This window comes from Amycolatopsis saalfeldensis (assembly GCF_900110575.1).
Classification (GTDB): domain Bacteria; phylum Actinomycetota; class Actinomycetes; order Mycobacteriales; family Pseudonocardiaceae; genus Amycolatopsis; species Amycolatopsis saalfeldensis.
The window spans coordinates 26,776-48,749 of record NZ_FOEF01000014.1; the positions used below are offsets into that span (position 1 = coordinate 26,776).

A 21,974-nucleotide genomic window follows, 5' to 3' on the forward strand; every position below is an offset into this window, starting at 1 on the left:
AGCGCGAATGCGGATTCGCCACGAGCCGGCGACGCCGTTCGCCACTGGGCGACGACGCCCGTCAGCTCTCGCCGAGGGTCTTCTGCAGGGCCTTGTTCGCCTTGCGGGCCATGTCCGCGACGGCCTCGCGGCGGGCGGCGTCGGCGGCGTAGTCGTCCTGGCGGTTACGCACCACGCGGGCCGGCGAGCCGACAGCGATCGAGTACTCCGGGATGTCGCCGCGGACCACGGCGTGCGCGCCCATCACACAGCCGCGGCCGATGCGCGTGCCCTTGAGCACGCTCACCTTCGTGCCGAGCCAGGTGTCCGGCCCGATGCGCACCGGCGACTTCACGATGCCCTGGTCCTTGATCGGCACGTGGATGTCGGCGGTCACGTGGTCGAAGTCGCAGATGTACACCCAGTCGGCGACCAGCGTGGCCGCGCCGAGCTCGATGTCCAGGTAGCAGTTGATCACGTTCTGCCTGCCGAACACCGACTTGTCGCCGATGCGAAGGGACCCCTCGTGACAGCGGATCGCGTTCCCGTCGCCGATGTGCACCCAGCGGCCGATCTCCAGCCGCCCGTAACCGGGCCGGCAGTGGATCTCGACGTCCTTGCCGAGGAACACCATGCCGCGCAGGATGATGTGCGGGTTGGCCAGGCGGAACTTCAGCAGCCGGTAGTACCGCACGAGGTACCACGGCGTGTACGCGCGGTTGCGCACGATCCAGCGCAGCGAGTCGCCCGTCAGGAACTTCGCCTGGTGCGGGTCGCGCCGGGCCCGCCCCCAGGCGCGCACGCGGGACAGCGCGGGCGCACCCCACATCGACGTCATGCCATTGACCGTAACCTGTGCGAGGACGCCCGCCACAGGCAAGGGGAGCACTGATGGGGACCAAGCTGATCATCGACACCGACCCGGGTGTCGACGACGCTTTCGCGATCGCGCTGGCGGCGATGTCGGCCGACGTCGACCTGCTGGGGGTGACGACCGTCTTCGGCAACGTCCCGCTGGCCATGACCACCGCCAACGCCCGCCGTCTCCTGCAGCTGTGCGATCGCCCGGACGTCCCGGTCGCGGCCGGCGCGGCGCGGCGGCTGGTCTACGGCGGGGAGCGCAACGGCAACGTCCACGGCGCCGACGGGCTGTCCGGGCGCGCCGGCTCCCTGCCCGAGGCGACGCGACCGCTGGAATCGCAGGACGCCGTCAGCCTGCTGGTCTCCCTGCTCGAAGCCTCCGACGAGCCGGTGACGATCGCGCCGATCGGGCCGCTCACGAACATCGCCGCGCTGCTGGCCGCGCACCCGGGGGTCCGCGACAAGATCGCGCGCATCGTGCTGATGGGCGGCGGTGTGGCCCGCGGCAACATCACGGCCGCCGCCGAGTTCAACATCTGGGCCGACCCGGAGGCCGCGCGGCGCGTGATCGCCGAGGACGAGGTGCCGTGCGTGATGGTCCCCCTCGACCTCACCCACCGATGCGCCGTCGACGGTGCTTGGCTGGCGAAACTCGCCGCTTCGGGGCCACTCGGCCAGACGCTGGAGTCCTTCACCCCTGATTACCTCGCCTATTACCGGCGAGTGCTGGGTTACGACGGCATTGTGATGCACGACGCCGTCGCCGTCGCGGAGGCGATCAGCCCGGGCATCCTGCAGACGGAGACGTACGCGGTGAACGTCGACACCACCGACGGCCCGGCCCGCGGCATGACCCTGGTCGACCGCCGCATCGCCCTCGACGACCCCGAAGCGGCGCCGGGACGCCGGATCGAAGTCGCCACGGACACCGACCTGGACGGCCTGCGCGAGTTCGTCCTTTCGAGGCTCACCGGGAGCCGATGATGGCGACGGGAGCGGTTTCGCCGCCAGAGGGCGAGGGCGGTTCGGAAGGGCCTGACTCGAACGTGACTGGTTCGGGCGACGCCGGCTCGGCGGGGACTGACTCGGTCGGACGCAGGGCGGCGGGAGCCAGCTCGAGTGACCGCGGCACGGCGGAAGCCAGCACGACTGGAGCCGGTACCGCGGAGGTCAGCGCGCACGACGCTGCTCTGGCTGAAGGCAACCCGAGGGAAACTCGCGCGGGCAACGACGGCTCGACCGAAGGCAGTCCGGAGGACGTCGGCTCATCGGAAGGCAGCACGACAGAGGCCCGCTCAGCGGAGGCCAGTGCGGAAGACGCTGCCTTGACTGAAGCCAGCTCGGCGGAGCTTCACCCGGACGCCGGCTCGACCGGAGCCGGCCTGACGGAAACGGATTCCGAAGCCGCCCACTCGGCCACGACGGCGAAGCCAGGCGCTGACACCCAGCCAGACGCCGGGGCAGCGCGGCCGCGTCAGGAACCTGACACGGAGCGCTCGGTCATATCCGCGTCGCCCGCGGCGGCAAGTCAGGAATCTGGCACGGGCCTCGGCATGGAACCGCTGTTCGGCTCGGAGCCGCCCACGCGGGCGGAGCAGTCTGTGGTGGGGGAATCGCTGGCACTGGCGCCGTTGCGGGGTGAGGTGTCCGCTGGTCAGACGGCCGGGCAGGAGGCGTCGCCAGTCAGTGGCGAGACGTCGCCAACCAACGGCGAGACGTCGCCAGCCAACGGCGAGACGTGGGTGGTAGGCGGCGAGACGTCGTTTGCCACCGGCGAGGCGTCGCCAGTCAGCGGCGAGACGTCGTTTGCCACCAGCGAAGCGTCGCCAGTCACTGGCGAGGCACCGGCGGTCAGTGGCGCGGCGTCGCCAGCCAACGGCGACGGTGGGCTCGCCACGGGGCAGCGGCCCAGGCGACGGCGCACCGTGGTCGTGCTCGCCGCGGTTGTTGTGGCCGTCGCGGCGCTGGTCGTCGCCGTGCAGTTCGCGCCCGGTGGCCAGCAGGCGGCCGATACCGCGGCCGTCGCCTCCACGGCGCCGACATCGCCGCAGCCACAGCCGACGCCGCCAGCGAGTAGCGCCGTGCCCACGCAGCCGAACGTGCCGAAGGCGAGCGAGTTCGACGCGTGGGCTTCGCAGACCAGTCAGTGGCTCGACATTCCTCTGCGGGCGATGACCGGTTACGCGGAGGCGACCGTCACGCTCGGCAAGGAACAGCCCGGTTGTCACCTTTCGTGGATCACCCTCGCCGCCGTCGGCAAGGTGACCAGCGATCACGGTCGCGCGCAGGGTGACCATCTCAACCCCAACGGCACTCTCGCGAATCCCCTGGGCACCGTCGAGGTGCGCGACTTCTACAACCGCGTCGTCTCGACGGCGAACGCGTCCGGCCCGATGCAGCTTTCGCCGGCGATCTGGGCGAAGTGGCAGCGCAGCGCGTCCGGTGGGAAGCCCGACCCGCAGAACGTCGACGACGCCGCCCTCACCGCCGGGCGCGCCCTCTGCGCCGACGGGCGCGACCTGTCGAAGGACTGGTGGAACGCCGTCAGCTCCCTGCAGACAGCGCCGCTCTTCCTGCACCGCACACTGGCGACGACCAACGTCTACGGCACCGTCGGCCAGGGCAGCCAGGCCCCCAACCCCGCGGTGCTGAGCGCGGTCGACTTCGCCATCGACCAGATCGGGCTGCCCTACGTCTGGGGCGGCAACGGCACCGGCGACGCCGACCCGGGCTTCGACTGCTCCGGCCTGACCACCGCGGCGTACAGCAGCGCGGGCGTCAAGCTCATGCGCACGGCCGACACGCAGTTCCGCAGCGTCCCGCACGTGGACGAACCACAGCTGGGCGACCTGATCTTCTACGGCGAGCCCGCCACGAAAATCCACCACGTCGGCCTCTACATCGGCAACCAGCAGATGATCGACGCGCCGCAAACGGGCCAGGCCGTGCAGGTCCACCCCTACCGCAAGCCGGGCGACGACTACGCGGGCGCGGGGCGGCCGACCGCCTGACCGCCCCCATTGCAGTCTCTGCGACCTTGCACGTTGACACTGTGATTGCCGGGCATGCCCTCCAGCAGAACCGAGCGGGATGAACCGACCTGTCGCGACGCTCGACAAGGTCACGCCGCACTGATACGCGCAGTGTGCACCCTGCTCGGAGACAGGCGCCCGCGCTGCTGGCCCCGGCGCTCCGCCGGTAAGGCCCGCCGTGGCCGGGAAAAAATTGGACGGGGTGACGGTCGGCCTTGTAGCTTGGATCGGACCGCGACACTGCCCGAGGAGGTGAGACCCATGAACGCAGTATCGATGTGGGTGCTCCCACGGTCGGGCGATTGATTTAGGTGTCGCCGGGAGCGCCCGATAACCAGGCACTCCCGAAAGGCAACACCCATGGACTCTCCACAGCTCACCACCGAACCATCGTCGAACGATGCACCCCTCGACGTAATCATTTCCGGGTGCGGGCCGGCCGGCATAATGCTGGCCGCCGAATTGCGGTTGCACGATGTGCGGGTACTCGTTCTGGAAAAGGAAACCGAGCCCGTTTCGTTCGTCCGCATTGTCGGTCTGCATATTCGCAGCCTTGAGCTGATGGCGATGCGTGGACTGCTGGACAGCCTTCTCCAGCATGGCAGAAAACGTCCGGCCGGCGGTTTCTTCGCCGCCATCCCCAAACCCGCGCCCCCGGACCTGGATTCGGCGCACGCTTATCTGCTCGGTATTCCGCAGCCGGTCATCGTCCGCCTCCTCGAAGAACATGCGATCCAGTCGGGTGCGCAGGTCCGGCACGGTTGCGCGGTGACCGGCTTCGAGCAGGACGACGAGGGGGTGACCGTCGAGCTGGCCGATGGCGAACAGCTGCGTTCGCGCTATCTCGTCGGCTGTGACGGCGGGCGCAGCACGGTGCGCAAACTGCTCGGCGTCGGCTTCCCCGGCGAGCCCTCACGGGCCGAGACGCTGATGGGCGAGATGCAGGTGGGGGCGCCGCAAGAGGAGATCGCCGCCAAGGTGACCGAAATCGGCAAGACCCAGCAGCGATTCTGGCTCCGGCCGTTCGGCAACGGGGCCTACAGCGTCGTGGTCCCCGCCGCGGGAATCAGCGCTGAACCGCCCACCTTGGAGGATTTCAAACAACAGCTGCGCGCCATTTCCGGAACCGATTTCGGCGTGCATTCCCCGCGCTGGCTGTCCCGTTTCGGGGATGCCACCCGGTTGGCCGAACGTTATCGGGTCGGGCGGGTGCTGCTGGCCGGCGACGCGGCGCACATCCATCCGCCCACCGGCGGGCAAGGCCTCAACCTGGGCCTTCAGGACGCTTTCAACCTCGGCTGGAAATTGGCCGCGCAAATCCGCGGGTGGGCGCCGGAAACACTGCTGGACACCTATCAGGCCGAACGCCATCCGGTCGCCGAGGACGTGCTGGACAACACTCGCGCCCAGATGGAATTGCACTCCACCGAACCGGGCCCGCAGGCCGTGCGGCGGCTGCTCACCGAGCTGATGGACTTCGACGAGGTGAACCGCTACCTGATCGAGAAGATCACCGCGATCGACATCCGTTACGACTTCGGCGAAGGCCCCGAACTGCTGGGCCGACGTCTGCGCGACATCGACGTGAAGCCCGGCCGCCTCTACGGTCTGCTGCATGGCGGCCGTGGCCTGCTGCTGGACCGCACCGAACGCCTCACCGTCGGCGATTGGTCGGACCGGGTCGATCACCTCGCGGATCCCACCGCGGCACTGGATGTTCCGGCCGTCCTGCTCCGCCCCGACGGCCACGTCGCCTGGATCGGCGACGATCAGCAGAGCCTCGACGACCACCTGTCCCGCTGGTTCGGCACGCCCGCCGGCTGATCACGTCACCACGGCAGGCCGTCGACCAGGCCGCGCGGGTGCTCGTCGGGCAGATCCAGCAGCACCGCGACACGGTCGACGCGACCATCGCCGAACAGCGGCGACGCCGGGCCGAACTCGGCTGAGTCCGAGGCCGGCGCGGGGACGTGCCGTTCAGTACGCGGTGAGCCCGCCGTCGACGACGAGCTCGGTTCCGGTGACGAACGAGGATTCGTCACCGGCCAGGAAGAGCATCGCGGGAGCGATTTCGGCGGGACGGCCCGCGCGGCGCATGGGCGTGCGCACGATGTCGGGCTGCCCGTCGCCCTGCTCGTCGAGGAGGTCCTGGATCATCGGGGTGGCGATGACGCCGGGGTGCACCGAATTGACCCGGACGCCCTGGGTGGCGTACTCGACGGCCGCGGTCTTGGTCAGCAGCCGCACCGCTCCCTTGGACGCCTGGTACGCGGCGGCGGCCCCGCTGCCGACGAGGCCCAGGACCGAGGAGGTATTGACGATCGAGGCGTTGCCGGAGGCGCGCAGCAGGGGCATGGCGGCTTTCATGCCGAGCCAGGTGCCGGTCTGGTTGACCGCGATCACCCGGTCCCAGGATTCCCGCGTGGTGCCCTCGATGCCGGGCCAGTCGACGATGCCGGCGACGTTGACCAGCACGTCCAGCCGCCCGAAGCGCCGGCGGGTCAGCTCGATGGCCTCGTCCCAGCTTTCGGACGACGAGACGTCCAAGCGGGCCGCGAGCACGTCGGCGCCCTTGGCCTCCAAACGCACGGCCAGCGCACGCAACGCTTCCGCGTCGAGGTCGGCGATGACCAGGCAGGCGCCTTCGCGGGCGAACAGGTCCGCGGTGGCCGATCCGATGCCCCCGGTCGCGCCGGTGATCAGCGCGACCTTGCCGGTGAGCCGTCCAGGCATGGTGTTCTCCCTCTTTGTCGTGGTGGTCACGCCGCGGTGTAACCGCCGTCGGCGGCGACGACGGCGCCGGTGATGAAGCCGGACCGAGGCGAGGCCAGGAACCCGATCACCTCGGCGATCTCGTCCGGCTGAGCAACGCGGCCCAGCGGGTGGGCTTCGCCGAAAGAGCGCAGGTAGGCGCGGCTGTCGTCCCGGAAGTCGTCCAGCAGGTCGGTCTCGATCACGCCGGGGGCGACGACGTTGGCCCGGATGCCGTGCGGGCCGCCCTCCAGCGCGAGCACCTTGGTCAGCTGCGCCAGAGCCCCCTTGGACGCGCTGTACACGGCGGCCTCGGGCAGCCCGACCGTGCAGGTGAACGAGCCGACCGTGACGATCGCGCCGCCGCGTTCACGCATGGCCCGGAACGCTTCGCGGGAGTGCAGGAACGCCGCGCGGGCGTTGATGGCCATCAGCTCGTCCCAGTCGGACGCCGTGGTCTCGACGATCGGCTTGTTGACCGATCGGCCGGCGTTGCTGACCAGGATGTCCAGGCCGCCGAACCGGTCCAGCGCCGTGGCCACCGAACGCACCGCGGTTTCCTCCCGCGAGACGTCGCCGATCAGGGTCGACACCCGGTCGAACCGAGCCGTCAGGTCCGCCACCTCGGGCCGGATGTCGGTGGCCAGCACCCGCGCGCCCCGGGCGTGCAGCCAGCCGACGGTGGCCGCGCCGACCCCGCGGGCGGCTCCGGTGACCAGCGCGACCTTCCCGGCCAGTTCGCCGTCGGACGGGCGATCGGCGGCCGTCGCGCTCATCGCCGCACCGGCCGTTCGCGGTAGAGGACCAGGTGCTCGTGGTAGAGCACGCCGTCGCGAATGTCCCCGGTCGCGGTGAACCCGGTGTCGTCCACGTAATCCAGATGGGTCCCGGTCACGGTATACCGGCCGGTGTACGCGCTACGTCGGTCGCCGCGCGCTTCGTCGTAGCGTCCGTCGGCGCGCAGTTCTTGCCGGATGTGGCCGTCCGCGGTCACCCACATGCCGACCACTTCGGCGGTCTCACGTTCTGTCATCACTCACCTCAGTCCTGTTGTGCCTCCCAGGCTCGACGACAGCCGAAGGGCGCGGCAGGACGCGCGGTGACCGGGTGCGCCACACCCAGCCAACCCGGCGGACGGCGATCTAGCCTGGGGTCATGAGCGGCAACGAGCTGGGTGAGTTCCTGCGGGCCCGCCGCGCACAGCGGTCTCCGGAGGACGCGGGCCTGCTCTATTCCGGACGGCGCAAGGTGGCCGGGCTGCGACGCGAGGAGGTCGCCGTGCTGGCCGGCGTGAACGCCGACTACTACACCCGCCTCGAACAGGGCCGCGAGACCCGGCCGTCCGCGCAGGTCCTCGAAGCCCTGTGCCGTGCGCTGGACCTCGACGAGGACGCTCGCGAGCACCTGTACCGGCTGGCCGGAGCCACCCCGGACCGCGTGCCCGCGCCGGTGGCGCAGACCGTGAGCCCCGAACTGCGCCAGCTCATGGACGGCTACCCGCACACCCCGGCCTTCGTGCTCAGCCGCACCCTGGACGTGCTGGCCACCAACGCACTGGCCGACGCGCTGTTCTCACCGTTCCGCGCACCGGACAACCTGGCCCGCATGACCTTCCTCGACCCCGCCGGCCGGCAGTTCTACGCCCGTTGGGACTGGACGGCGCAGGCCACCGTGGCCAACTTGCGGGTGGCCGCGGGCTTCGATCCGCACGACCCGGGCCTGCGACACCTGGTCGCCGAGCTGAGCGAAGGCAGCGAACAGTTCCGCGCGCTGTGGGATACCCACCAGGTGCGCGGCAAGAGCCGGGAGCCCAAGCAGCTCGTGCACCCCGATGTCGGCCCGCTCACCCTCACCTACCAGGCGTTCGACGTGCGCAGCGCCCCCGGCCAGCAGCTGGTCATCTACCACGCCGAACCCGGCACGCCGAGCGCCGACGCCCTCGCGTTGCTGGGCAGCTTTCACGCTCCGGCACACCACGCGGACAGCTGACCGCGGCAGATCAGTCCACAGAGGACGGTTGCGCCTCGGCGGTGAGCGCGCGGCGAAGACGGGTGAGGCCGTACTCGAAGGCGCGGTCGACGTCTCCCCCGAGCCGGAAGGCGCCGACGAGTTCCATCTGGATGAAACCGGTGGCCCACGCGGTCAGCAGGCGCGCGGCTTCGAGGGCGCCTTCGTCTCCGACGAGGTCACGGGACACCTGCAGGATCGGGGCGACGGCGCGGTCGAGGGCCTCCTCCGGCGCCAGTGTGGACAGCATCATCAGCCGAAACCCCTCGGGGCAGTCCTGGGCGAAGCCGCGGTAGGCGCGCACCAGCCCTTCGAGCGAGCCGTCGGTTTTTTCGAGCCGGGCGACGAGGTCGTCGACCGCGGACCCGGCCACGGCGGCCAGCAGCGCCGCGCGGTCACGGACGTGCTTGTACAGCGACGGGGCGCGGACCCCGACGCGGCCGGCGACGCTCTGCATCGTCAACCGGTCCTGACCGCCCGACTCCAGGAGTTCCCGGCCCGCCGCGACGATCGCGCTCAGCGAAGTCTTCTCAGGAGTCGGCACGGTTCGTCCCTTCCAAAGCTATTGACCGTAGCCATCAAGGCTATGTACCGTAGCTATCGTAGCCGGACGCCACTCCCGAAGGGCAACCCCATGAAGCTCGCTCCCCACCTCCACCGCCTCGGCAACGACGTGGTGGCGTGTTACCTGATCAACACCGACGAGGGCATCACGCTCATCGACGCGGGCCTGCCCGGCCACTGGCACGACCTGCAGGACGAGCTGCGATCAATCGGCAAGTCGGCCGACGACATCCGCGGGCTCGTGCTGACCCACGGGGACTCCGATCACCTCGGCTTCGCCGAACGCCTGCGGCGCGACCACGGAGTGCCGGTCTACGTGCACGCCGCCGACGCCGTCCGCGCGCGCACGGGCGAGAAGCCGAAAACCCCGATGGGGCCCATGAAAATCGGCGCCACGCTCGGCTTCTTCTGGTACTCCCTGCGGAAGAACGGGCTGCGCACCCAGTACGTGAACGAGGTGGTCGAGGTCGCCGACGGTGACGTCCTGGACCTGCCGGGGAGCCCCGTGATCGTGCAGATGCCGGGACACTCGCCGGGAAGCGTCGCCGTGCACGTGCCGCTCGCGGACGCCGTCTTCGTCGGAGACGCCCTGACCACCCGCCACGTGCTGACCGGGCGCACCGGCCCGCAGCCCGCTCCGTTCACGGACGACCCGGACGAGTCGCGCGCGTCGCTGGAACGGCTCGCCCGGCTGTCGGCGTCGTGGGTCCTTCCCGGCCACGGGGCGCCCTCGCACACGTCCCCCGCCCAGGTGGCCGAGGCGGTCAGGCAGGCCGGCGCGTAAACGGTCGTCGGGGCGGCCACCTTCCGGCCGCCGGGAGATACCGAGCTTCAGCCGGCCACCGGGTCGCGGAAGACCGAGACGACGAGGTCCACACAAGGCGCCGAGGCGTCGTCGTCCGCGGTGAGGACGTAACCGGTGACCGAGAGGTCCGGCTTGAGCGGCAGGGCGCGCACGCGGTTCGTGCCCGAACCGGCGATCTGGTCGGCCGGGAGCAGGGCCCAGCTGTGCGGATCGGAGCCGACCTCGACGACGGTGTCCTGCGTGGTGCCGGTGGGACGGCCCAGCGGCGGGGACACGCCGGCGTCGCTCAACGCCTCGATGACGGCGTCGTGAAGGGACGGGTCGCGCCGGCGGTCGGGCAGGCGCAGGACGTCGGCGGACAGGTCATCGAGCGTCACGGCCTCCCCGTCGGCGGCCGCGTGACGCGCGGATACGACGGCGCGCAACGGCTCCGACCAGGCCGGCAGCACCCGTAGCCCCGGAGCGGCGACGGGTCCGCGGACCAGCGCGAGGTCGAGCTCACCGCGGCGGACCGCGTCCAGCCGCTCGGTGACGGGCAGGTCCACGAGGATCACTTCGAACGACGGGTTCCGCTCGCGCAGCGCGTCGATCCCGCGCTCCAGCCGGCCGGTGAGCCCCGCCGCCGTGCCGATTCGCCACTGTCCCGCCGGCTCCCCGGCGGCGACGCGGACCTGTTCGGCCGCCGACAGGGTTTCGCGCGCCGCGGCCAGGACTCGCCGGCCGGCGTCGGTGAGCCGGACCGCGCGCGGCGAACGGTCCAGCAGCCGCACGCCCAGCTCCCGCTCCAGCCGCGCGATCTGCTGGCTGACCGCGGGCTGGACGATCCGCAACCGCTCGGCCGCCCGTCCGAAGTGCAGCTCCTCGGCCACCGTGACGAAATACTGCAGCGCCCGAAGCTCCATCGCACCCCCTCGACCTGCGACGATCACATTACCTGATCGCTGCGCGGGCCAACTGCTTCTCGCAGTCCGGACGTTTCCGCGCTGAGCTGGGGATATGCGCATCGGAACTCACCTCGCCGGCGGCGGCGTGCCCCTCGGCGAACTCCAGGACGAAGCGGCCGCACGCGGGCTCGACAGCCTCTGGGCCAATCAGCAGCCCGGCGGCATGGACCCATTCGGCGTGCTGCTCGCCCTCGGCGACGGCCCGGCGGAGCTCGGCACCGCGATCGTGCCGACGTACCCGCAGCACCCGGTGGTGATGGCGACGTCGGCGCTGACCGTCCAGTCCCTCACCGGCGGACGGCTCACGCTCGGCATCGGGCCCAGCCACGCCACGTTCATCACCGGCCAGCTCGGCCTCCCGTACGCCTCCCCCGCGCGCCACACGCGCGAGTACCTGGAGGTGCTTCGGCCGCTTCTGCGTGGCGAGCACGTGAAGTACGCGGGCGATTTCTTCACCGTCGACGCCCAGCTGGCCATCGACGTCACCACGCCGCCGCCCGTGCTCGTCTCCGCGCTGGGGCCACGGATGCTGGAAGTGGCCCGCGACCTGGCCGACGGCACGATCGCGGTCTGGACCCGGCCCGCGACCGTGGCCGGCTACCTGATCCCACGGCTGGCCGAGGGCGCGCGAGTGGTCGCAGCGGTGATGACGTCGGTCAGCAGCGACCCGGACGGCGTCCGCGAGGCGATCGCCCGCGACTACGGCATCATCAACGACCTGCCCGCGTACCGCGCCATGCTCGACCGCGGCGGCCTTTCGGGCCCGGCGGACACCGTCGTCGCCGGTGACGAAGCAACGGTCCTGCGCGAGCTGGCCGAGTACCGCGATGCCGGCGTCACCGATCTGATCGTCACGCCGCTGGGTTCACGCGCGGAGCAAGGCCGGACGTTGGACGTGGTCGCGCAGCTGGACCGCTGAGCTGGGCGCATCGGCCCGGATTCCGGCGACGTCGCGAAGGGGACAGTCGTGCCGCTCAGGCCAGGACCGTGCCGCCGTCGATCAGCTGGACGGTGCCGGTCGCCCAGGGCTGGGTCATGCAGTAGACGTAGGCGCGCGCGACGTCCTCGGGCTCGCCGACCCGGCCCGCGGGCAGACCGGCACCCGTCTCCTCGAACATCCGCTCACGGTCGGCGTCGGCCATGCTCTGCCAGAGCGGCGAGCGCACGACACCGGGGGCGACGGCGTTGACCCGCAGCGGCGCGAGCTCGACGGCGAGCGAGCGGGTCAGGCCCTCGATGGCCGCGCAGATGCTCGACGCAATGCCCCAGCCGGCGCCGCCGCGAGCGGCCGCCGTCCCGCTGGTCAGGGTGATCGAACCGCCCTCACGCAGGTGCGGGACCGCGGCCTGCGCGGCCGTGAGCGCGCCGAAGTAGCGCAGCCCGAAGAAGCGGCGGGCGGCCTCGACGTCGAGGGTGTCCAGCGGCATCAGCGCAAGCGGCTCGCCCGCGGTGAACACCAGGTGGTCGAATTCGCCCAGCTCGTCGAAGAAGGCGCGGACCTTCGCGGCGTCGGCGAGGTCGAGCGCCCGGCCCGTCGCGGTGGCCGTCGCCGGAAGCTGCGCGAGCGCCCTGTCCACACTGGACTGCCGACTCGACACGACAGTCACTTTCGCTCCCTCGGCGACGGCGGCGGCCGCCGTCGCGAAGCCGATCCCCGACGTGCCACCCAGGACGACCACGTGCCGGCCGTCGAGCTGCGCAGTTGCCGTTGTCATGAGAAATCCCTTCCGCGGTGGTGGTTCTCTTCCATCCTGCGGTCGGCGACGGGGCGGCGTCCAAGACCTGTTCGCACCTCTGTGATACCCCGAGGACATCACCGAGGACCGATGCCCACCGGGCATCGTCGGCGTCGCGGTGCTGATTCGCGGCGCGCCTGACCGGACCGGCGCGGGTCAGGATCCTGACGCCGGACGCGCGCGCACGTGGAACCGCTCGCCCTGTGGCCCGAACAGCGCGAGCACCTCGCACGGCTCCGGCCCGGGATTGCCGAACCAGTGCGGAACGTGCGTGTCGAACTCCACCACCTCACCCGGCCGGAGGATGAAGTCGTGCTCGCCGAGGATGAGGCGTAACTGTCCGGATAGGACGTAGGCCCATTCGTACCCGTCGTGCACTCGCAGGTCCGGCTCCTGGTCCGGCCAGTGCGGCGGGAAGATCTGCTTGTACGCGCGCAAACCGCCGGGGCGGCGGGTGAGCGGCAGCATCGTGATGCCGTTGCGCACGACCGGGCGCGGGTGCAGCCGCGGATCGCCCGTCGGCGGCGCGTCGACGAGCTCGTCGAGCGGCACCTGGTGGGCGCGGGCCAGCGGCAGCAACAGCTCCAGGGTCGGCTTCCGCTGTCCGGACTCCAGCCGCGAAAGGGTGCTGACCGAGATCCCGGTGGTCGCCGAGAGCTGCGTCAACGTCGCGTTTCGCTGCCGCCGCAGGCCACGCAGCCGCGGGCCGATGGTCTGGAGTACCTCGCCGAAGTCGGGCTGTTCGTCGGTCATCCCTCCATTTGCTGCTTTGGCAAACATATTTGTCAAGTCTCGCGTCCGTGCGGATAGTCCGAAGGGACAGGCGAACAACGGGAGGAACCCAGTGGACGAGAGATACGACGTGGTGGTCGTCGGCGGCGGGCCGGCCGGCCTGAGCGGCGCGGTGGCGCTGTCGCGGGCGCGCCGTTCGGTGCTGGTCGTCGACGCCGGCGAGCCGCGGAACGCGCCGGCCGGGCACGTGCACAACTACCTGGGCCGCGAGGGCAGCACGCCCGCCGACCTGCTGGCCGCCGGACGCGCGGAGGTCGAGGGCTACGGCGGCCAAGTCGTGAACGGGACCGTCACGACCGCGCGTCGACGCGAAGACGGCGACTTCGCCCTGGAGCTGGCCGACGGCCGCTCGGTGCGCGCCCGTCGCCTCCTGGTGGCGACGGGCCTGGTCGACGAGCTGCCGGACGTGCCCGGAGTGGCCGAGCGGTGGGGCCGTGACGTGCTGCACTGCCCTTACTGCCACGGCTGGGAGGTGCGCGACCAGGCCGTCGGCATCCTCGCGACCAACCCGATGTCCGCGCACCAGGCGTTGCTGTGGCGGCAGTGGACGAGCGACGTCACGCTGTTCCGCCACACCGCGCCGCCGCTCGACGCCGACCAGCTCAAGCAGCTGGCCGCGCGCGGGATCCGCGTCGTGGAAGGCGAAGTCGCCGCGCTGGAAGTGGCCGACGACGCGCTGACCGGGGTCCGGCTGCGCTCGGGCGAGGTCGTCGCGCGGGAGGCGATGGTGGTCGCGCCGCGGTTCACCGCGCGGGTGGGCGTGCTGGCGTCGCTCGGTCTGTCAGCGGTGGAGCAGGAGATGGGCGGGTACGTCTTCGGCTCGGCGGTGCCGTCGGACGCGAATGGCGCGACGGCCGTCCCCGGGGTGTGGCTGGCGGGGAACGTGACGGATCTGAAGTCCCAGGTGATCATCTCCGCGGGCGCCGGGCTGAACGCCGCCGCCGCGCTGAACTTCGACCTCGTCGACGAGGATGTGCGGCTGGCGTTGGACGCGAACGGGCCATTCACGCCCGAAACCGAACAGCGGGTCAGCGAGCTGGTGGCCGGCGCGCGTAGGCACGGGATCTGACATGACGGAGCAGATGCCGGTGTTCGACCGGGGATTCTGGGAAGAGCTCTACGGTTCGCAGACCTCACTCTGGACCGGCCGGCCCAACCCGCAGCTGGTGACCGAGGCGGCGGACCTGCGCCCGCGCCGCGCGCTGGACGCGGGCTGCGGCGAAGGCGGCGACGCGCTGTGGCTCGCCGCCTCCGGCTGGCATGTGACGGCCGTCGACTTTTCGGCCACGGCGCTGGCTCGCGGCGCCAAGGAGACCGCGGCGCAGGGCCTGGACGAGCGGATTTCGTGGCTGCGGGCCGATCTGACGTCGTGGGCGCCGGAGGAACAGTTCGACCTGGTGTCGGCCCAGTTCATGCACCTGCCGACGCCCGAGCGCACGGCGCTGTTCGAACGGCTGGCAGCGGCTGTCGCGCCGGGCGGGACGCTGCTCATCGTCGGGCACCACCCGTCGGACCTGGAGCAGGGAGTGCCCCGGCCGCAGGTGCCCGACCTGTTCTTCACGGCCGAGTCCATCGCCGAGACCCTCGACGACGGCTGGGACGCGGTTGTCACCGACGCGCGCCCGCGGACGGCCGCCCTCCCGGACGGGCACGAGGTGACCGTTCGCGACGCTGTGCTGGTGGCGCGGCGCCGGGGGTGAGTGCGGGCAGCGGTTGATCGGGGTTTGGTGATCGGGGTTTGGTGCGGGGCACGGGCTCTCGGGCGAGTGTCGGCTCGAGGTAGCGCGGGTGTCGCCGGATGCCGACGACGGGCAGAGGCGATGGCGCGGCCTGCGCGACCGGCAGGGTTTCCGGCCGGGTGGGCTGAGGTGGCCCGGGCTTCAGCGACGGTCGGAGTGAACAGGCATGGCCGACGTTCGGCGAAGCCCGGTGAACAGGCATGGCCAGATTTCGGCGAAGCCCAGTGAACAGGCATGGCCAGATTCCGGCGAACCCCGGTGAACAGGCATCGCCGGATTTCGGCGAAGTCCGGATGAGCGGAGTGGCCGGATTTCGGCGGGGTTCGGGTGCCGGGGCCTGGGCGGGGCGCAGGCGTTGCCGAGGACCCGGCGCACCCCGGCCGTGGGGGTCGTCGTCGGGTTTCGGCAACGGCGGGCGTGCGGCGCGCTTTCGGCTAAATACCGTCGCCAGGCGCTTTGACTGGCGAGGCACGACTGCCGGCTGTGACGGGTGGACAAAGCCTCGCCGGTTATCGGCGAGATGGAGGTCGAGCCGGGCGGCGGCAGGCACACGATCTCCGGGGAAACGGCTAAACTCCGCCCCGATCGTCCGCGGTTGCGGGAGGGATCGGCCGGAGGAGGCGCGGATGCGCGGGATCGTCGTGGGGCTGGCGGTGGTCGTCGGGCTGGGGGTCGGTGGTGGGGTGGCCACCGGGGCCGAAGTTGTTTCCGTCGGTGGGGCCGTGGCGGCGCCCACGTCTTACTCGGCTGGGGAGCTTGCCGGGGACGGGCTGCGGCAGGTTGTCGCCGCGGCGGCGCCGGTGTTGCCGCCGGGGAAGAACACTGCGTTGCGCGTGACGGTGCGGGTGACGGGGAGTGAGCACCGGTCCGTGACGTTCGCGCTGGCCGAGATCGATCCGTCGATCGGCGACCAGCCAGCGGTGTTCCGGGCCGGGCGGCATGGGGTCGACCTGACTGTGCCGGGCGACCGGAATGCGAGCCGCACCGTGGCCGACGTGCGGACGGTCACCGTCGCCGTCTCCGACGCCGGGGCGGCCGACCGGGCCGTGCGCGTCACGCAGGGGCGACGGGCCGTCACGCTGCCGCCGGCGTTGCTCGCCCGGCTGCCGCGCCGGACCGTGACGGCGAAGTTCAACTCCGACGCCGGACCGCAGACGCACACCGAGTCCGGGCCGCCGCTCGCACTGGTCCTGCTGCTGGCCGGGGTGTTGCCGACGTCGGGCGAACCGGTGGTCGCCGTGGGCTCCGACGGTTACGGGGCCGCCGTGACACTCGCCGAGGAATCCGCCGGCGGACGGCCACTGCTGCTGTCCACGGTCGAGGACGGGGAGCCGCTCGCGCTGCCGCGCCTGGTGCCGTTGGGTGATCTGAAGGGCGGGCGCTACGTCTCGGGAGTCACCGCGCTCGCTGTGGGCTGAGTCGAGCCCACTCCGGGGTTGGCCACTGGGCGTAGTTGACAACGCGGGTGCCGTCGACGCGTGGAGACGAAGCCCGGCTCGACGGTGAAGGCGCTCGGCAAGTGGCGACCTGCCGTGCCCAGAAAGCTGACCAAACCGGCGAACCTCCGCCGATCCCGCTGATCGGGACGCCACTGCATCCGAATGGGCTATGGCTTGGGCCGCATTATTGGTCTATACCATTTGGACAAGGTTTCCCCTTCTCCAGGTCCCCGCTGTGGAGGTTTCACCGATGCGACTCCCCTCTCCCCGGAAACTGGCCATCGCGCTCGGCGGGCTGGTGGCGATCGCCGCCGGGCTGGCCGCGCCGGCGGCCACGGCCGGCGCCGCTCCCGCCGTCGCCGCCTCGGCGGTCCCCGTCGCGCCCTATGTGGACATGGGCGCCTGGCCGACGCCGGTCTTGTCCACCATGTCGGCGAGCGGCGGCGTGAAGAGCTTCACCCTCGGCTTCGTCACCTCGGCCGGCTGCAAGGCGAGCTGGTTCAACGCGTACGACCCGCGCGCCGGCTGGCAGTCCGACGAAATCGCCAAGATCCGCTCGGGCGGCGGTGACGTCAAGGTGTCGTTCGGCGGCGCGTCGGGCATCGAGCTGGCCCAGGCGTGTACGGACACCTCGGCACTGGTCGCGGAGTACGACGCGGTCGTGAAGGCGTACGGCCTCAAGTACATCGACCTGGACATCGAGGGTGCCGCCGTGGCCGACACGGCGACGATCCAGCGCCGCTCGCAGGCACTGAAGACCGTGCAGGCCGACAACCCCGGCCTCAAGATTTCGCTGACCCTGCCCGTGCTGCCGGACGGCCTCACCTCGGACGGCCTCAACGTGGTCAACTCGGCCAAGTCCGCGGGCGTCGACGTGGACATGGTCAACGTGATGGCGATGGACTACTACCAGGGCGCCGGCGACCAGGGCGCGAAGGCGATCTCCGCGGCCAAGGCCACGCAGGCCCAGGTCAAGTCCATCTTCGGGCTGTCGGACGCGGACGCCTGGCAGAAGATTGGTGTCACCCCGATGATCGGCGTCAACGACTCGCAGAACGAGATCTTCTACCAGAAGGACGCCACCGCGCTGGTCGACTTCGCGAAGACCGTGCACCTCGGCATGCTGTCGATGTGGGAGGCCGGACGCGACGCGAATGCCTGCACCGGCGCGCTCTACAAGTGCACCAACGTCCCGCAGCAGCCTTACGAGTTCGCGAAGATCTTCGCGGGCTACAACGGCTGAACCGCCGGAAGCCGCTCCGGTCGTCCATTGTGGATGGCTGGAGTGGCGCCGGGGTCGCCTGGATGTGCGAACGCGTCGGCCGGGGCCGGGTAGCTCTCGTTCGCCAGGTTCCTCACGGTGCCGAGCAGAAACCTGAAGAACCCACGCTGCCGCCGCCCGGGTTTCCACCCTACGAAGGGATGCGCTCGGCCCGACAGACGAAAACCGCGGGTGACCGGCCGATCCGGGTGAGCACCACAGTGGACTCCGCGGGGCCGCGCGGTTTCAGCCGGCGGCGCAACGCGTCCGGGTCGATGTCCAGGCCGCGCACCAGGATCTCCAGCCGCCCGACTTCGAGTCGCTTGAGGACGGAACGCAGCGACTTCTCGTTGTACGGACCGTGTTCCAGCACCCGGAAGGCCCGCACGCCGGACGGCGGGGTGTCCCCGGTGAGGTAGGCGATGCGCTCGTCCAGCTGCCACAGGCCGTGCCGCGCCGCGTAATGCCGCACCAGTCCGGCGCGGACGACCGCACCGTCCGGGTCGATGATCCACTTTCCCGGCTCCCGCACCGGAATCTCGTCCGGCGCGGCGTCCGTGAGCGTCCACTGTGTACCGCCCGAACGCAGCACGGTCGCCCGCCGGGAGACACCTTCGGAGAGGCCTCGCCAGAGGCAGGCTTCGCGGACCGCGCCGTCGAGCGAGACCAGCTCCACCTCTTCGGCCCACGGCGCGATCGCGAAGTCCAGGCCGGGCGCGCATTTGATCGACAGCGGGCGGCCGGGGTAGGCGTCCACCAGGCCGTCGAGCGGGGGCAGGAAGTCGGCGGGCTTCCAGGTGCGGCGGCCCGCCGAGTCGCGCCGGGCCGGGTCCGCGACCACCACGGTGCCGCGGCTGACCGGCGCCAGCGCGTCCGCCCGGACGATGCCGGGCGAGACCCCGGCGACGGAAGCGTTGTGCCGCGCCATCTCCAGTCGTACGGCGTCCACATCGGACCCCAACGCCCGGCGCGCCACCCTGGCCAGCTCCACCAGGTCCGCGCCCACCGAACACGTGACGTCATGCACGTCGAGACCGGCCAGCCGGGTGGCGCGGTGCCGGGCCACCGGCGTCGCGCTCGCCTGCTGGAGCGCGTCGCCGGTGAACAGCCACTCGTCCGCGCCCGCCAGCTTCGCGGCCGATTTCCGGCGCAGCACCACGGTTTCCAGCACCGCGGCGGCGTGCGGCTCACCCGCCGAACGCCGCACGGCGCCGACGTCGGAGATCCGGGTGGCGTCGGTCAGCGGCAGCGCGGACGCCGCGAGCAACGCCGCCCGTCCCGCGCCGGAGCGCAGGAAGGCGACGTCTTCGGACGTGAAACCGTAGGCCAATTCAGGACGGCCGCTTGGTCCCGGTGATCATCACGTTGTAGAACAGCTCGCGCGGCAGCACCTTCGAGAGCACCTTCTTGTCCAAAGCGGACAGTCGCAGCCACAGGTGGTAGGCGAACAGCCGCCACCGCACCGTCAGCTTCTCCTGCGGCACAGCGGCTTCGAACGTCCGGATCGGCCAGCCCGCCAGCGCCGCCGAGAACTCCTCGGTGACCGCGCGCACGTCCTGGGCGCCGGCGCCACGAGCCATGGCCTCCAGCTCCGACGGGTCGAAGGTGTGGATGTCCACCACGGCCTCCAGCGCCGCGGCGCGCGAGGACTCGTCCAGCTCTTCCTGCGGACGGCGCCAGCCGCTCAGCGCGGACAGCTTGGTCACCCGCGTGGTCAGGAACCAGGTGAACTGGCCGAGCTTGCGGGCGTAGAAGTCGCCCACCTTCGTCGGCTCGCCGGCGAAGACGAACCGGCCGCCGGGCTTGAGCACCCGCAGCACCTCGGCGAACGCCGCGCGGACGTCCGGGATGTGGTGCAGCACCGCGTGCCCGACCACGAGGTCGAACGTGTTGTCCTCGTACGGGATCCGCTCGGCGTCGGCGACCCGGCCGTCCACGTCGAGGCCGAGGCCCTCGGCGTTGCGCAGCGCGACCTGCACCATGCCGGGCGAGAGGTCGGTGACCGAGCCCTTCTTGGCGACGCCGCCCTGCATCAGGTTCAGCAGGAAGAAACCGGTGCCGCTGCCCAGCTCCATGGCGTGCTGGTACGGCTGGCCGTCCTCGCCCGCGACGGCGTTGAACACGTCGGTGGCGTAGGAGATGCAGCGCTCGTCGTAGGAGATCGACCACTTCTCGTCGTACGTCCCGGCTTCCCAGTCGTGGTAGAGGACGTTCGCGAGCTTCGGGTCGCCGTAGGCCGCCTGGACCTCTTCGGCGGTGGCGTGCGGGTTCGGCGCGGGATCGGTCACGCTGGTCACTTCCCCTCGAAAGCGGCCTTGCCCGGGCCGTTCTCGATGAACGACTTCATGCCGTTCGCCTGGTCCTCGGTCGCCCACAGGGCGGTGAACAGCTGGGTCTCGATCTTGAGGCCCGTGGCGAGGTCGACGTCGAGGCCCGAATCGATCGCGGTCTTGGCGGCGCGCAACGCCACGGCGGGACCGTTCGCGAACTGCGCGGCCCACTTGCGAGCGGCGGCATACACGTCGTCCGGGGCCACGACCTCGTCGAGGATGCCCAGCTTGAGTGCTTCTTCGGCCTTCACGAACCGGCCGGTGAAGATCAGGTCCTTGGCCTTGCTCGGGCCGATCAGCCGCGACAGCCGCTGCGTGCCGCCGGCGCCGGGGATGATGCCGAGCTGGATCTCCGGCTGGCCGACCTTGACGTTGTCGCCCGCGACCCGCCAGTCCGCGGTCAGCGCCAGCTCCAGGCCGCCGCCCAGGGCGTAGCCGGTGATGGCCGCGACGACCGGCTTCGGGATGTTCGCGAGGCGCGCGAGCGAAGCGGTCAGCTCGGCGCCGAACTTGGCGATCTCCGGGTACGTGCGGCTGGCCATCTCCTTGATGTCCGCGCCGCCGGCGAAGGTCTTCTCGCCGCCGTACAGGATCACCGCGCGGACGTCTTCGCGGTCCGAAGCCTCGCGCGCCGCCTCGGCGAGCTCGGCCTGCACCTGGTTGTTCAGCGCGTTGACCGGCGGCCGGTCGAGCCGGATCGTGCCGACCCCGTCCTCGACCTCGAGGCTTACGAACTCTCCCACGCGACTTCCTCCTCGTTCACGGAAAACCAGGCTACCGACCGGTAAGGACAAGCTACCGCCGACGGGCGAAGAACCGCTCGCCCGACCGCTGCAGGACCAGGTCCTGGTCGAACGTCTTCGACAGGTTCTCGCCGGTGATCACGTCGTCCACCAGCCCGGAGACCACGGCGTGGCCGTCCTTGAGCAGCAACGCGTGGGTGAAGCCGGGCGGGATCTCCTCCACGTGGTGCGTGACGAGCACCATGGCCGGCGCGTCCGGGTCCAGCGCGAGGTCCGACAGCCGCGCGACGAGGTCCTCGCGCCCGCCCAGGTCCAGGCCGGCCGCCGGCTCGTCGAGCAGCAGCAGCTCGGGATCGGTCATCAGCGAGCGCGCGATCAGCACGCGCTTGCGCTCGCCCTCGGACAGCGTGCCGAACGTGCGCTCGGCCAGGTGCGCGATGCCGAGCGTGCCCAGCAGCTCGGCGGCGCGGTTGGTGTCCAGCGCGTCGTACGCCTCGCGCCAGCGGCCCATCACCGCGTAGCCGGCGCTCACCACGACGTCTCGCACCAGCTCGTCGCCGGGGACGCGCTGGGCGATCGCGGCGGAGGTGAACCCGATGCGGGGGCGCAGTTCGAAGACGTTGACCCGGCCGATGCGGTCGCCGAGCAGGTCGACGGTGCCGGCGGTCGGGTGCAGCTCGGCGGCGGCCAGCCGCAGGAGGGTGGTCTTGCCGGCGCCGTTCGGGCCGAGCACGACCCAGCGCTCGTCCAGCTCGACACTCCAGTCGAGGCCGGCGAGCAGGTCGTTTCCGCTCCGTCGGACGCCGACACCGGCCATCCGCACCACGAGATCGTCAAGGTCGCTGGGCAGGGTCGGCTCGCTCACAAGCCCATTGTGGCCGCCCTCGCGCGCGCGTTCGCACCCGCCCGGGTTTGTTCGCCCCGTGGACGTCCAGCCGGTGGGACGGACCACAGCGGACCCGCCGGACTGTGGCAGGATCGAGGCATGTCC

22 protein-coding genes are annotated in these 21,974 nt (G+C 71.2%); 10 read left to right on the forward strand and 12 right to left on the reverse strand.

Annotated features, from left to right (window positions below; translation table 11 throughout):
• Positions 1–61: 61 nt before the first annotated feature.
• Positions 62–817, reverse strand: a complete 756-nt coding sequence (locus BMY97_RS27965) for an acyltransferase (RefSeq protein ID WP_091622035.1) — start codon at positions 815–817, stop codon at positions 62–64.
• Positions 818–870: 53 nt separating this feature from the next.
• On the opposite strand from BMY97_RS27965, the gene BMY97_RS27970 reads away from it, so the two are divergent.
• The 3 genes from BMY97_RS27970 to rox all read left to right on the forward strand — a co-directional run bounded on the left by BMY97_RS27970 (position 871) and on the right by rox (position 5,696).
• Positions 871–1,824: a nucleoside hydrolase gene (locus BMY97_RS27970; RefSeq protein WP_091622038.1), complete on the forward strand. Its 954-nt coding sequence runs from the start codon at positions 871–873 to the stop codon at positions 1,822–1,824.
• 941 nt (positions 1,825–2,765) lie between these two features.
• On the forward strand, positions 2,766–3,851 hold the full coding sequence (locus BMY97_RS27975; RefSeq protein ID WP_091622518.1) for a C40 family peptidase: 1,086 nt from the start codon (positions 2,766–2,768) through the stop codon (positions 3,849–3,851).
• A gap of 381 nt (positions 3,852–4,232) precedes the next feature.
• The gene (gene rox, locus BMY97_RS27980; RefSeq protein WP_091622041.1) at positions 4,233–5,696 is read left to right on the forward strand and encodes a rifampin monooxygenase; all 1,464 of its coding nucleotides are present in this window, start codon (positions 4,233–4,235) and stop codon (positions 5,694–5,696) included.
• A 153-nt stretch (positions 5,697–5,849) separates the two neighbouring features.
• On the opposite strand, the gene BMY97_RS27985 is transcribed toward rox, so the two are convergent.
• Genes BMY97_RS27985 through BMY97_RS27995 form a run of 3 tightly spaced genes read right to left on the reverse strand, consistent with a single transcriptional unit; the run spans position 5,850 to position 7,656 of the window.
• Positions 5,850–6,605: an SDR family NAD(P)-dependent oxidoreductase gene (locus BMY97_RS27985; protein WP_091622044.1), complete on the reverse strand. Its 756-nt coding sequence runs from the start codon at positions 6,603–6,605 to the stop codon at positions 5,850–5,852.
• Between the two features lie 26 nt (positions 6,606–6,631).
• Positions 6,632–7,399 carry an SDR family NAD(P)-dependent oxidoreductase gene (locus BMY97_RS27990; RefSeq protein ID WP_091622046.1) on the reverse strand — a complete coding sequence of 256 codons (768 nt, stop codon included), beginning with the start codon at positions 7,397–7,399 and terminating at the stop codon, positions 6,632–6,634.
• The gene (locus tag BMY97_RS27995) at positions 7,396–7,656 is read right to left on the reverse strand and encodes an Atu4866 domain-containing protein (protein ID WP_091622049.1); all 261 of its coding nucleotides are present in this window, start codon (positions 7,654–7,656) and stop codon (positions 7,396–7,398) included. The genes BMY97_RS27990 and BMY97_RS27995 overlap by 4 nt, the downstream gene beginning before the upstream one ends.
• 122 nt (positions 7,657–7,778) lie before the next feature.
• Here BMY97_RS27995 and BMY97_RS28000 point away from each other — a divergent pair, with 122 nt between their 5' ends.
• Positions 7,779–8,612: a helix-turn-helix transcriptional regulator gene (locus tag BMY97_RS28000; RefSeq protein WP_091622052.1), complete on the forward strand. Its 834-nt coding sequence runs from the start codon at positions 7,779–7,781 to the stop codon at positions 8,610–8,612.
• A 10-nt stretch (positions 8,613–8,622) separates the two neighbouring features.
• Here the strand turns inward: BMY97_RS28000 and BMY97_RS28005 are convergent, their stop codons facing one another.
• A complete protein-coding gene (locus BMY97_RS28005; RefSeq protein ID WP_091622056.1) occupies positions 8,623–9,174 on the reverse strand; it encodes a TetR/AcrR family transcriptional regulator in 552 nt (183 codons plus the stop codon).
• A 90-nt stretch (positions 9,175–9,264) separates the two neighbouring features.
• On the opposite strand from BMY97_RS28005, the gene BMY97_RS28010 reads away from it, so the two are divergent.
• Entirely contained in the window at positions 9,265–9,978 is a 714-nt protein-coding gene (locus BMY97_RS28010; protein WP_091622059.1) for an MBL fold metallo-hydrolase, read from the forward strand.
• Positions 9,979–10,025: 47 nt separating this feature from the next.
• Here the strand turns inward: BMY97_RS28010 and BMY97_RS28015 are convergent, their stop codons facing one another.
• On the reverse strand, positions 10,026–10,901 hold the full coding sequence (locus BMY97_RS28015; protein WP_091622062.1) for a LysR family transcriptional regulator: 876 nt from the start codon (positions 10,899–10,901) through the stop codon (positions 10,026–10,028).
• A 94-nt stretch (positions 10,902–10,995) separates the two neighbouring features.
• Between BMY97_RS28015 and BMY97_RS28020 the strand changes: the two genes are divergently transcribed.
• On the forward strand, positions 10,996–11,862 hold the full coding sequence (locus BMY97_RS28020) for a TIGR03564 family F420-dependent LLM class oxidoreductase (protein WP_091622065.1): 867 nt from the start codon (positions 10,996–10,998) through the stop codon (positions 11,860–11,862).
• A 55-nt stretch (positions 11,863–11,917) separates the two neighbouring features.
• Here the strand turns inward: BMY97_RS28020 and BMY97_RS28025 are convergent, their stop codons facing one another.
• On the reverse strand, positions 11,918–12,658 hold the full coding sequence (locus BMY97_RS28025; protein ID WP_091622068.1) for an SDR family oxidoreductase: 741 nt from the start codon (positions 12,656–12,658) through the stop codon (positions 11,918–11,920).
• A gap of 177 nt (positions 12,659–12,835) precedes the next feature.
• Positions 12,836–13,432 carry a helix-turn-helix domain-containing protein gene (locus BMY97_RS28030; RefSeq protein ID WP_091622071.1) on the reverse strand — a complete coding sequence of 199 codons (597 nt, stop codon included), beginning with the start codon at positions 13,430–13,432 and terminating at the stop codon, positions 12,836–12,838.
• A 91-nt stretch (positions 13,433–13,523) separates the two neighbouring features.
• Here BMY97_RS28030 and BMY97_RS48665 point away from each other — a divergent pair, with 91 nt between their 5' ends.
• The 4 genes from BMY97_RS48665 to BMY97_RS28050 all read left to right on the forward strand — a co-directional run bounded on the left by BMY97_RS48665 (position 13,524) and on the right by BMY97_RS28050 (position 17,892).
• Positions 13,524–14,540, forward strand: coding sequence for an NAD(P)/FAD-dependent oxidoreductase (locus BMY97_RS48665; protein WP_091622073.1), 1,017 nt, complete (start codon positions 13,524–13,526; stop codon positions 14,538–14,540).
• 1 nt (position 14,541) lies between these two features.
• Complete coding sequence (locus tag BMY97_RS48670; protein ID WP_245787528.1) at positions 14,542–15,171, forward strand: SAM-dependent methyltransferase; 630 nt, start codon at positions 14,542–14,544, stop codon at positions 15,169–15,171.
• 665 nt (positions 15,172–15,836) lie between these two features.
• The gene (locus BMY97_RS28045; RefSeq protein ID WP_091622076.1) at positions 15,837–16,628 is read left to right on the forward strand and encodes a hypothetical protein; all 792 of its coding nucleotides are present in this window, start codon (positions 15,837–15,839) and stop codon (positions 16,626–16,628) included.
• Positions 16,629–16,899: 271 nt separating this feature from the next.
• Complete coding sequence (locus tag BMY97_RS28050; RefSeq protein ID WP_091622078.1) at positions 16,900–17,892, forward strand: chitinase; 993 nt, start codon at positions 16,900–16,902, stop codon at positions 17,890–17,892.
• Positions 17,893–18,061: 169 nt separating this feature from the next.
• Here the strand turns inward: BMY97_RS28050 and BMY97_RS28055 are convergent, their stop codons facing one another.
• The 4 genes from BMY97_RS28055 to BMY97_RS28070 are packed head-to-tail and all read right to left on the reverse strand — an operon-like array spanning position 18,062 to position 21,848.
• Positions 18,062–19,240, reverse strand: a complete 1,179-nt coding sequence (locus BMY97_RS28055) for a class I SAM-dependent methyltransferase (protein ID WP_091622081.1) — start codon at positions 19,238–19,240, stop codon at positions 18,062–18,064.
• Position 19,241: 1 nt separating this feature from the next.
• Positions 19,242–20,207 carry a class I SAM-dependent methyltransferase gene (locus BMY97_RS28060; RefSeq protein WP_091622084.1) on the reverse strand — a complete coding sequence of 322 codons (966 nt, stop codon included), beginning with the start codon at positions 20,205–20,207 and terminating at the stop codon, positions 19,242–19,244.
• Positions 20,204–20,983: an enoyl-CoA hydratase/isomerase family protein gene (locus BMY97_RS28065; RefSeq protein ID WP_091622086.1), complete on the reverse strand. Its 780-nt coding sequence runs from the start codon at positions 20,981–20,983 to the stop codon at positions 20,204–20,206. The genes BMY97_RS28060 and BMY97_RS28065 overlap by 4 nt, the downstream gene beginning before the upstream one ends.
• Positions 20,984–21,035: 52 nt before the next feature.
• Complete coding sequence (locus BMY97_RS28070; protein WP_091622088.1) at positions 21,036–21,848, reverse strand: ABC transporter ATP-binding protein; 813 nt, start codon at positions 21,846–21,848, stop codon at positions 21,036–21,038.
• Positions 21,849–21,974 lie beyond the last annotated feature (126 nt).

Coding starts and splice junctions, on each gene's coding strand:
- BMY97_RS27970 (WP_091622038.1), top strand. CDS start 871: ATGGGGACCAAGCTGATCATCGACACCGACCCGGGTGTCGACGACGCT.
- BMY97_RS48670 (WP_245787528.1), top strand. CDS start 14,542: ATGACGGAGCAGATGCCGGTGTTCGACCGGGGATTCTGGGAAGAGCTC.
- rox (WP_091622041.1), top strand. CDS start 4,233: ATGGACTCTCCACAGCTCACCACCGAACCATCGTCGAACGATGCACCC.
- BMY97_RS28000 (WP_091622052.1), top strand. CDS start 7,779: ATGAGCGGCAACGAGCTGGGTGAGTTCCTGCGGGCCCGCCGCGCACAG.
- BMY97_RS28030 (WP_091622071.1), bottom strand. CDS start 13,432: ATGACCGACGAACAGCCCGACTTCGGCGAGGTACTCCAGACCATCGGC.
- BMY97_RS28020 (WP_091622065.1), top strand. CDS start 10,996: ATGCGCATCGGAACTCACCTCGCCGGCGGCGGCGTGCCCCTCGGCGAA.
- BMY97_RS28015 (WP_091622062.1), bottom strand. CDS start 10,901: ATGGAGCTTCGGGCGCTGCAGTATTTCGTCACGGTGGCCGAGGAGCTG.
- BMY97_RS28010 (WP_091622059.1), top strand. CDS start 9,265: ATGAAGCTCGCTCCCCACCTCCACCGCCTCGGCAACGACGTGGTGGCG.
- BMY97_RS27965 (WP_091622035.1), bottom strand. CDS start 817: ATGACGTCGATGTGGGGTGCGCCCGCGCTGTCCCGCGTGCGCGCCTGG.
- BMY97_RS28045 (WP_091622076.1), top strand. CDS start 15,837: ATGCGCGGGATCGTCGTGGGGCTGGCGGTGGTCGTCGGGCTGGGGGTC.
- BMY97_RS27985 (WP_091622044.1), bottom strand. CDS start 6,605: ATGCCTGGACGGCTCACCGGCAAGGTCGCGCTGATCACCGGCGCGACC.
- BMY97_RS27990 (WP_091622046.1), bottom strand. CDS start 7,399: ATGAGCGCGACGGCCGCCGATCGCCCGTCCGACGGCGAACTGGCCGGG.
- BMY97_RS27995 (WP_091622049.1), bottom strand. CDS start 7,656: ATGACAGAACGTGAGACCGCCGAAGTGGTCGGCATGTGGGTGACCGCG.
- BMY97_RS28025 (WP_091622068.1), bottom strand. CDS start 12,658: ATGACAACGGCAACTGCGCAGCTCGACGGCCGGCACGTGGTCGTCCTG.
- BMY97_RS28050 (WP_091622078.1), top strand. CDS start 16,900: ATGCGACTCCCCTCTCCCCGGAAACTGGCCATCGCGCTCGGCGGGCTG.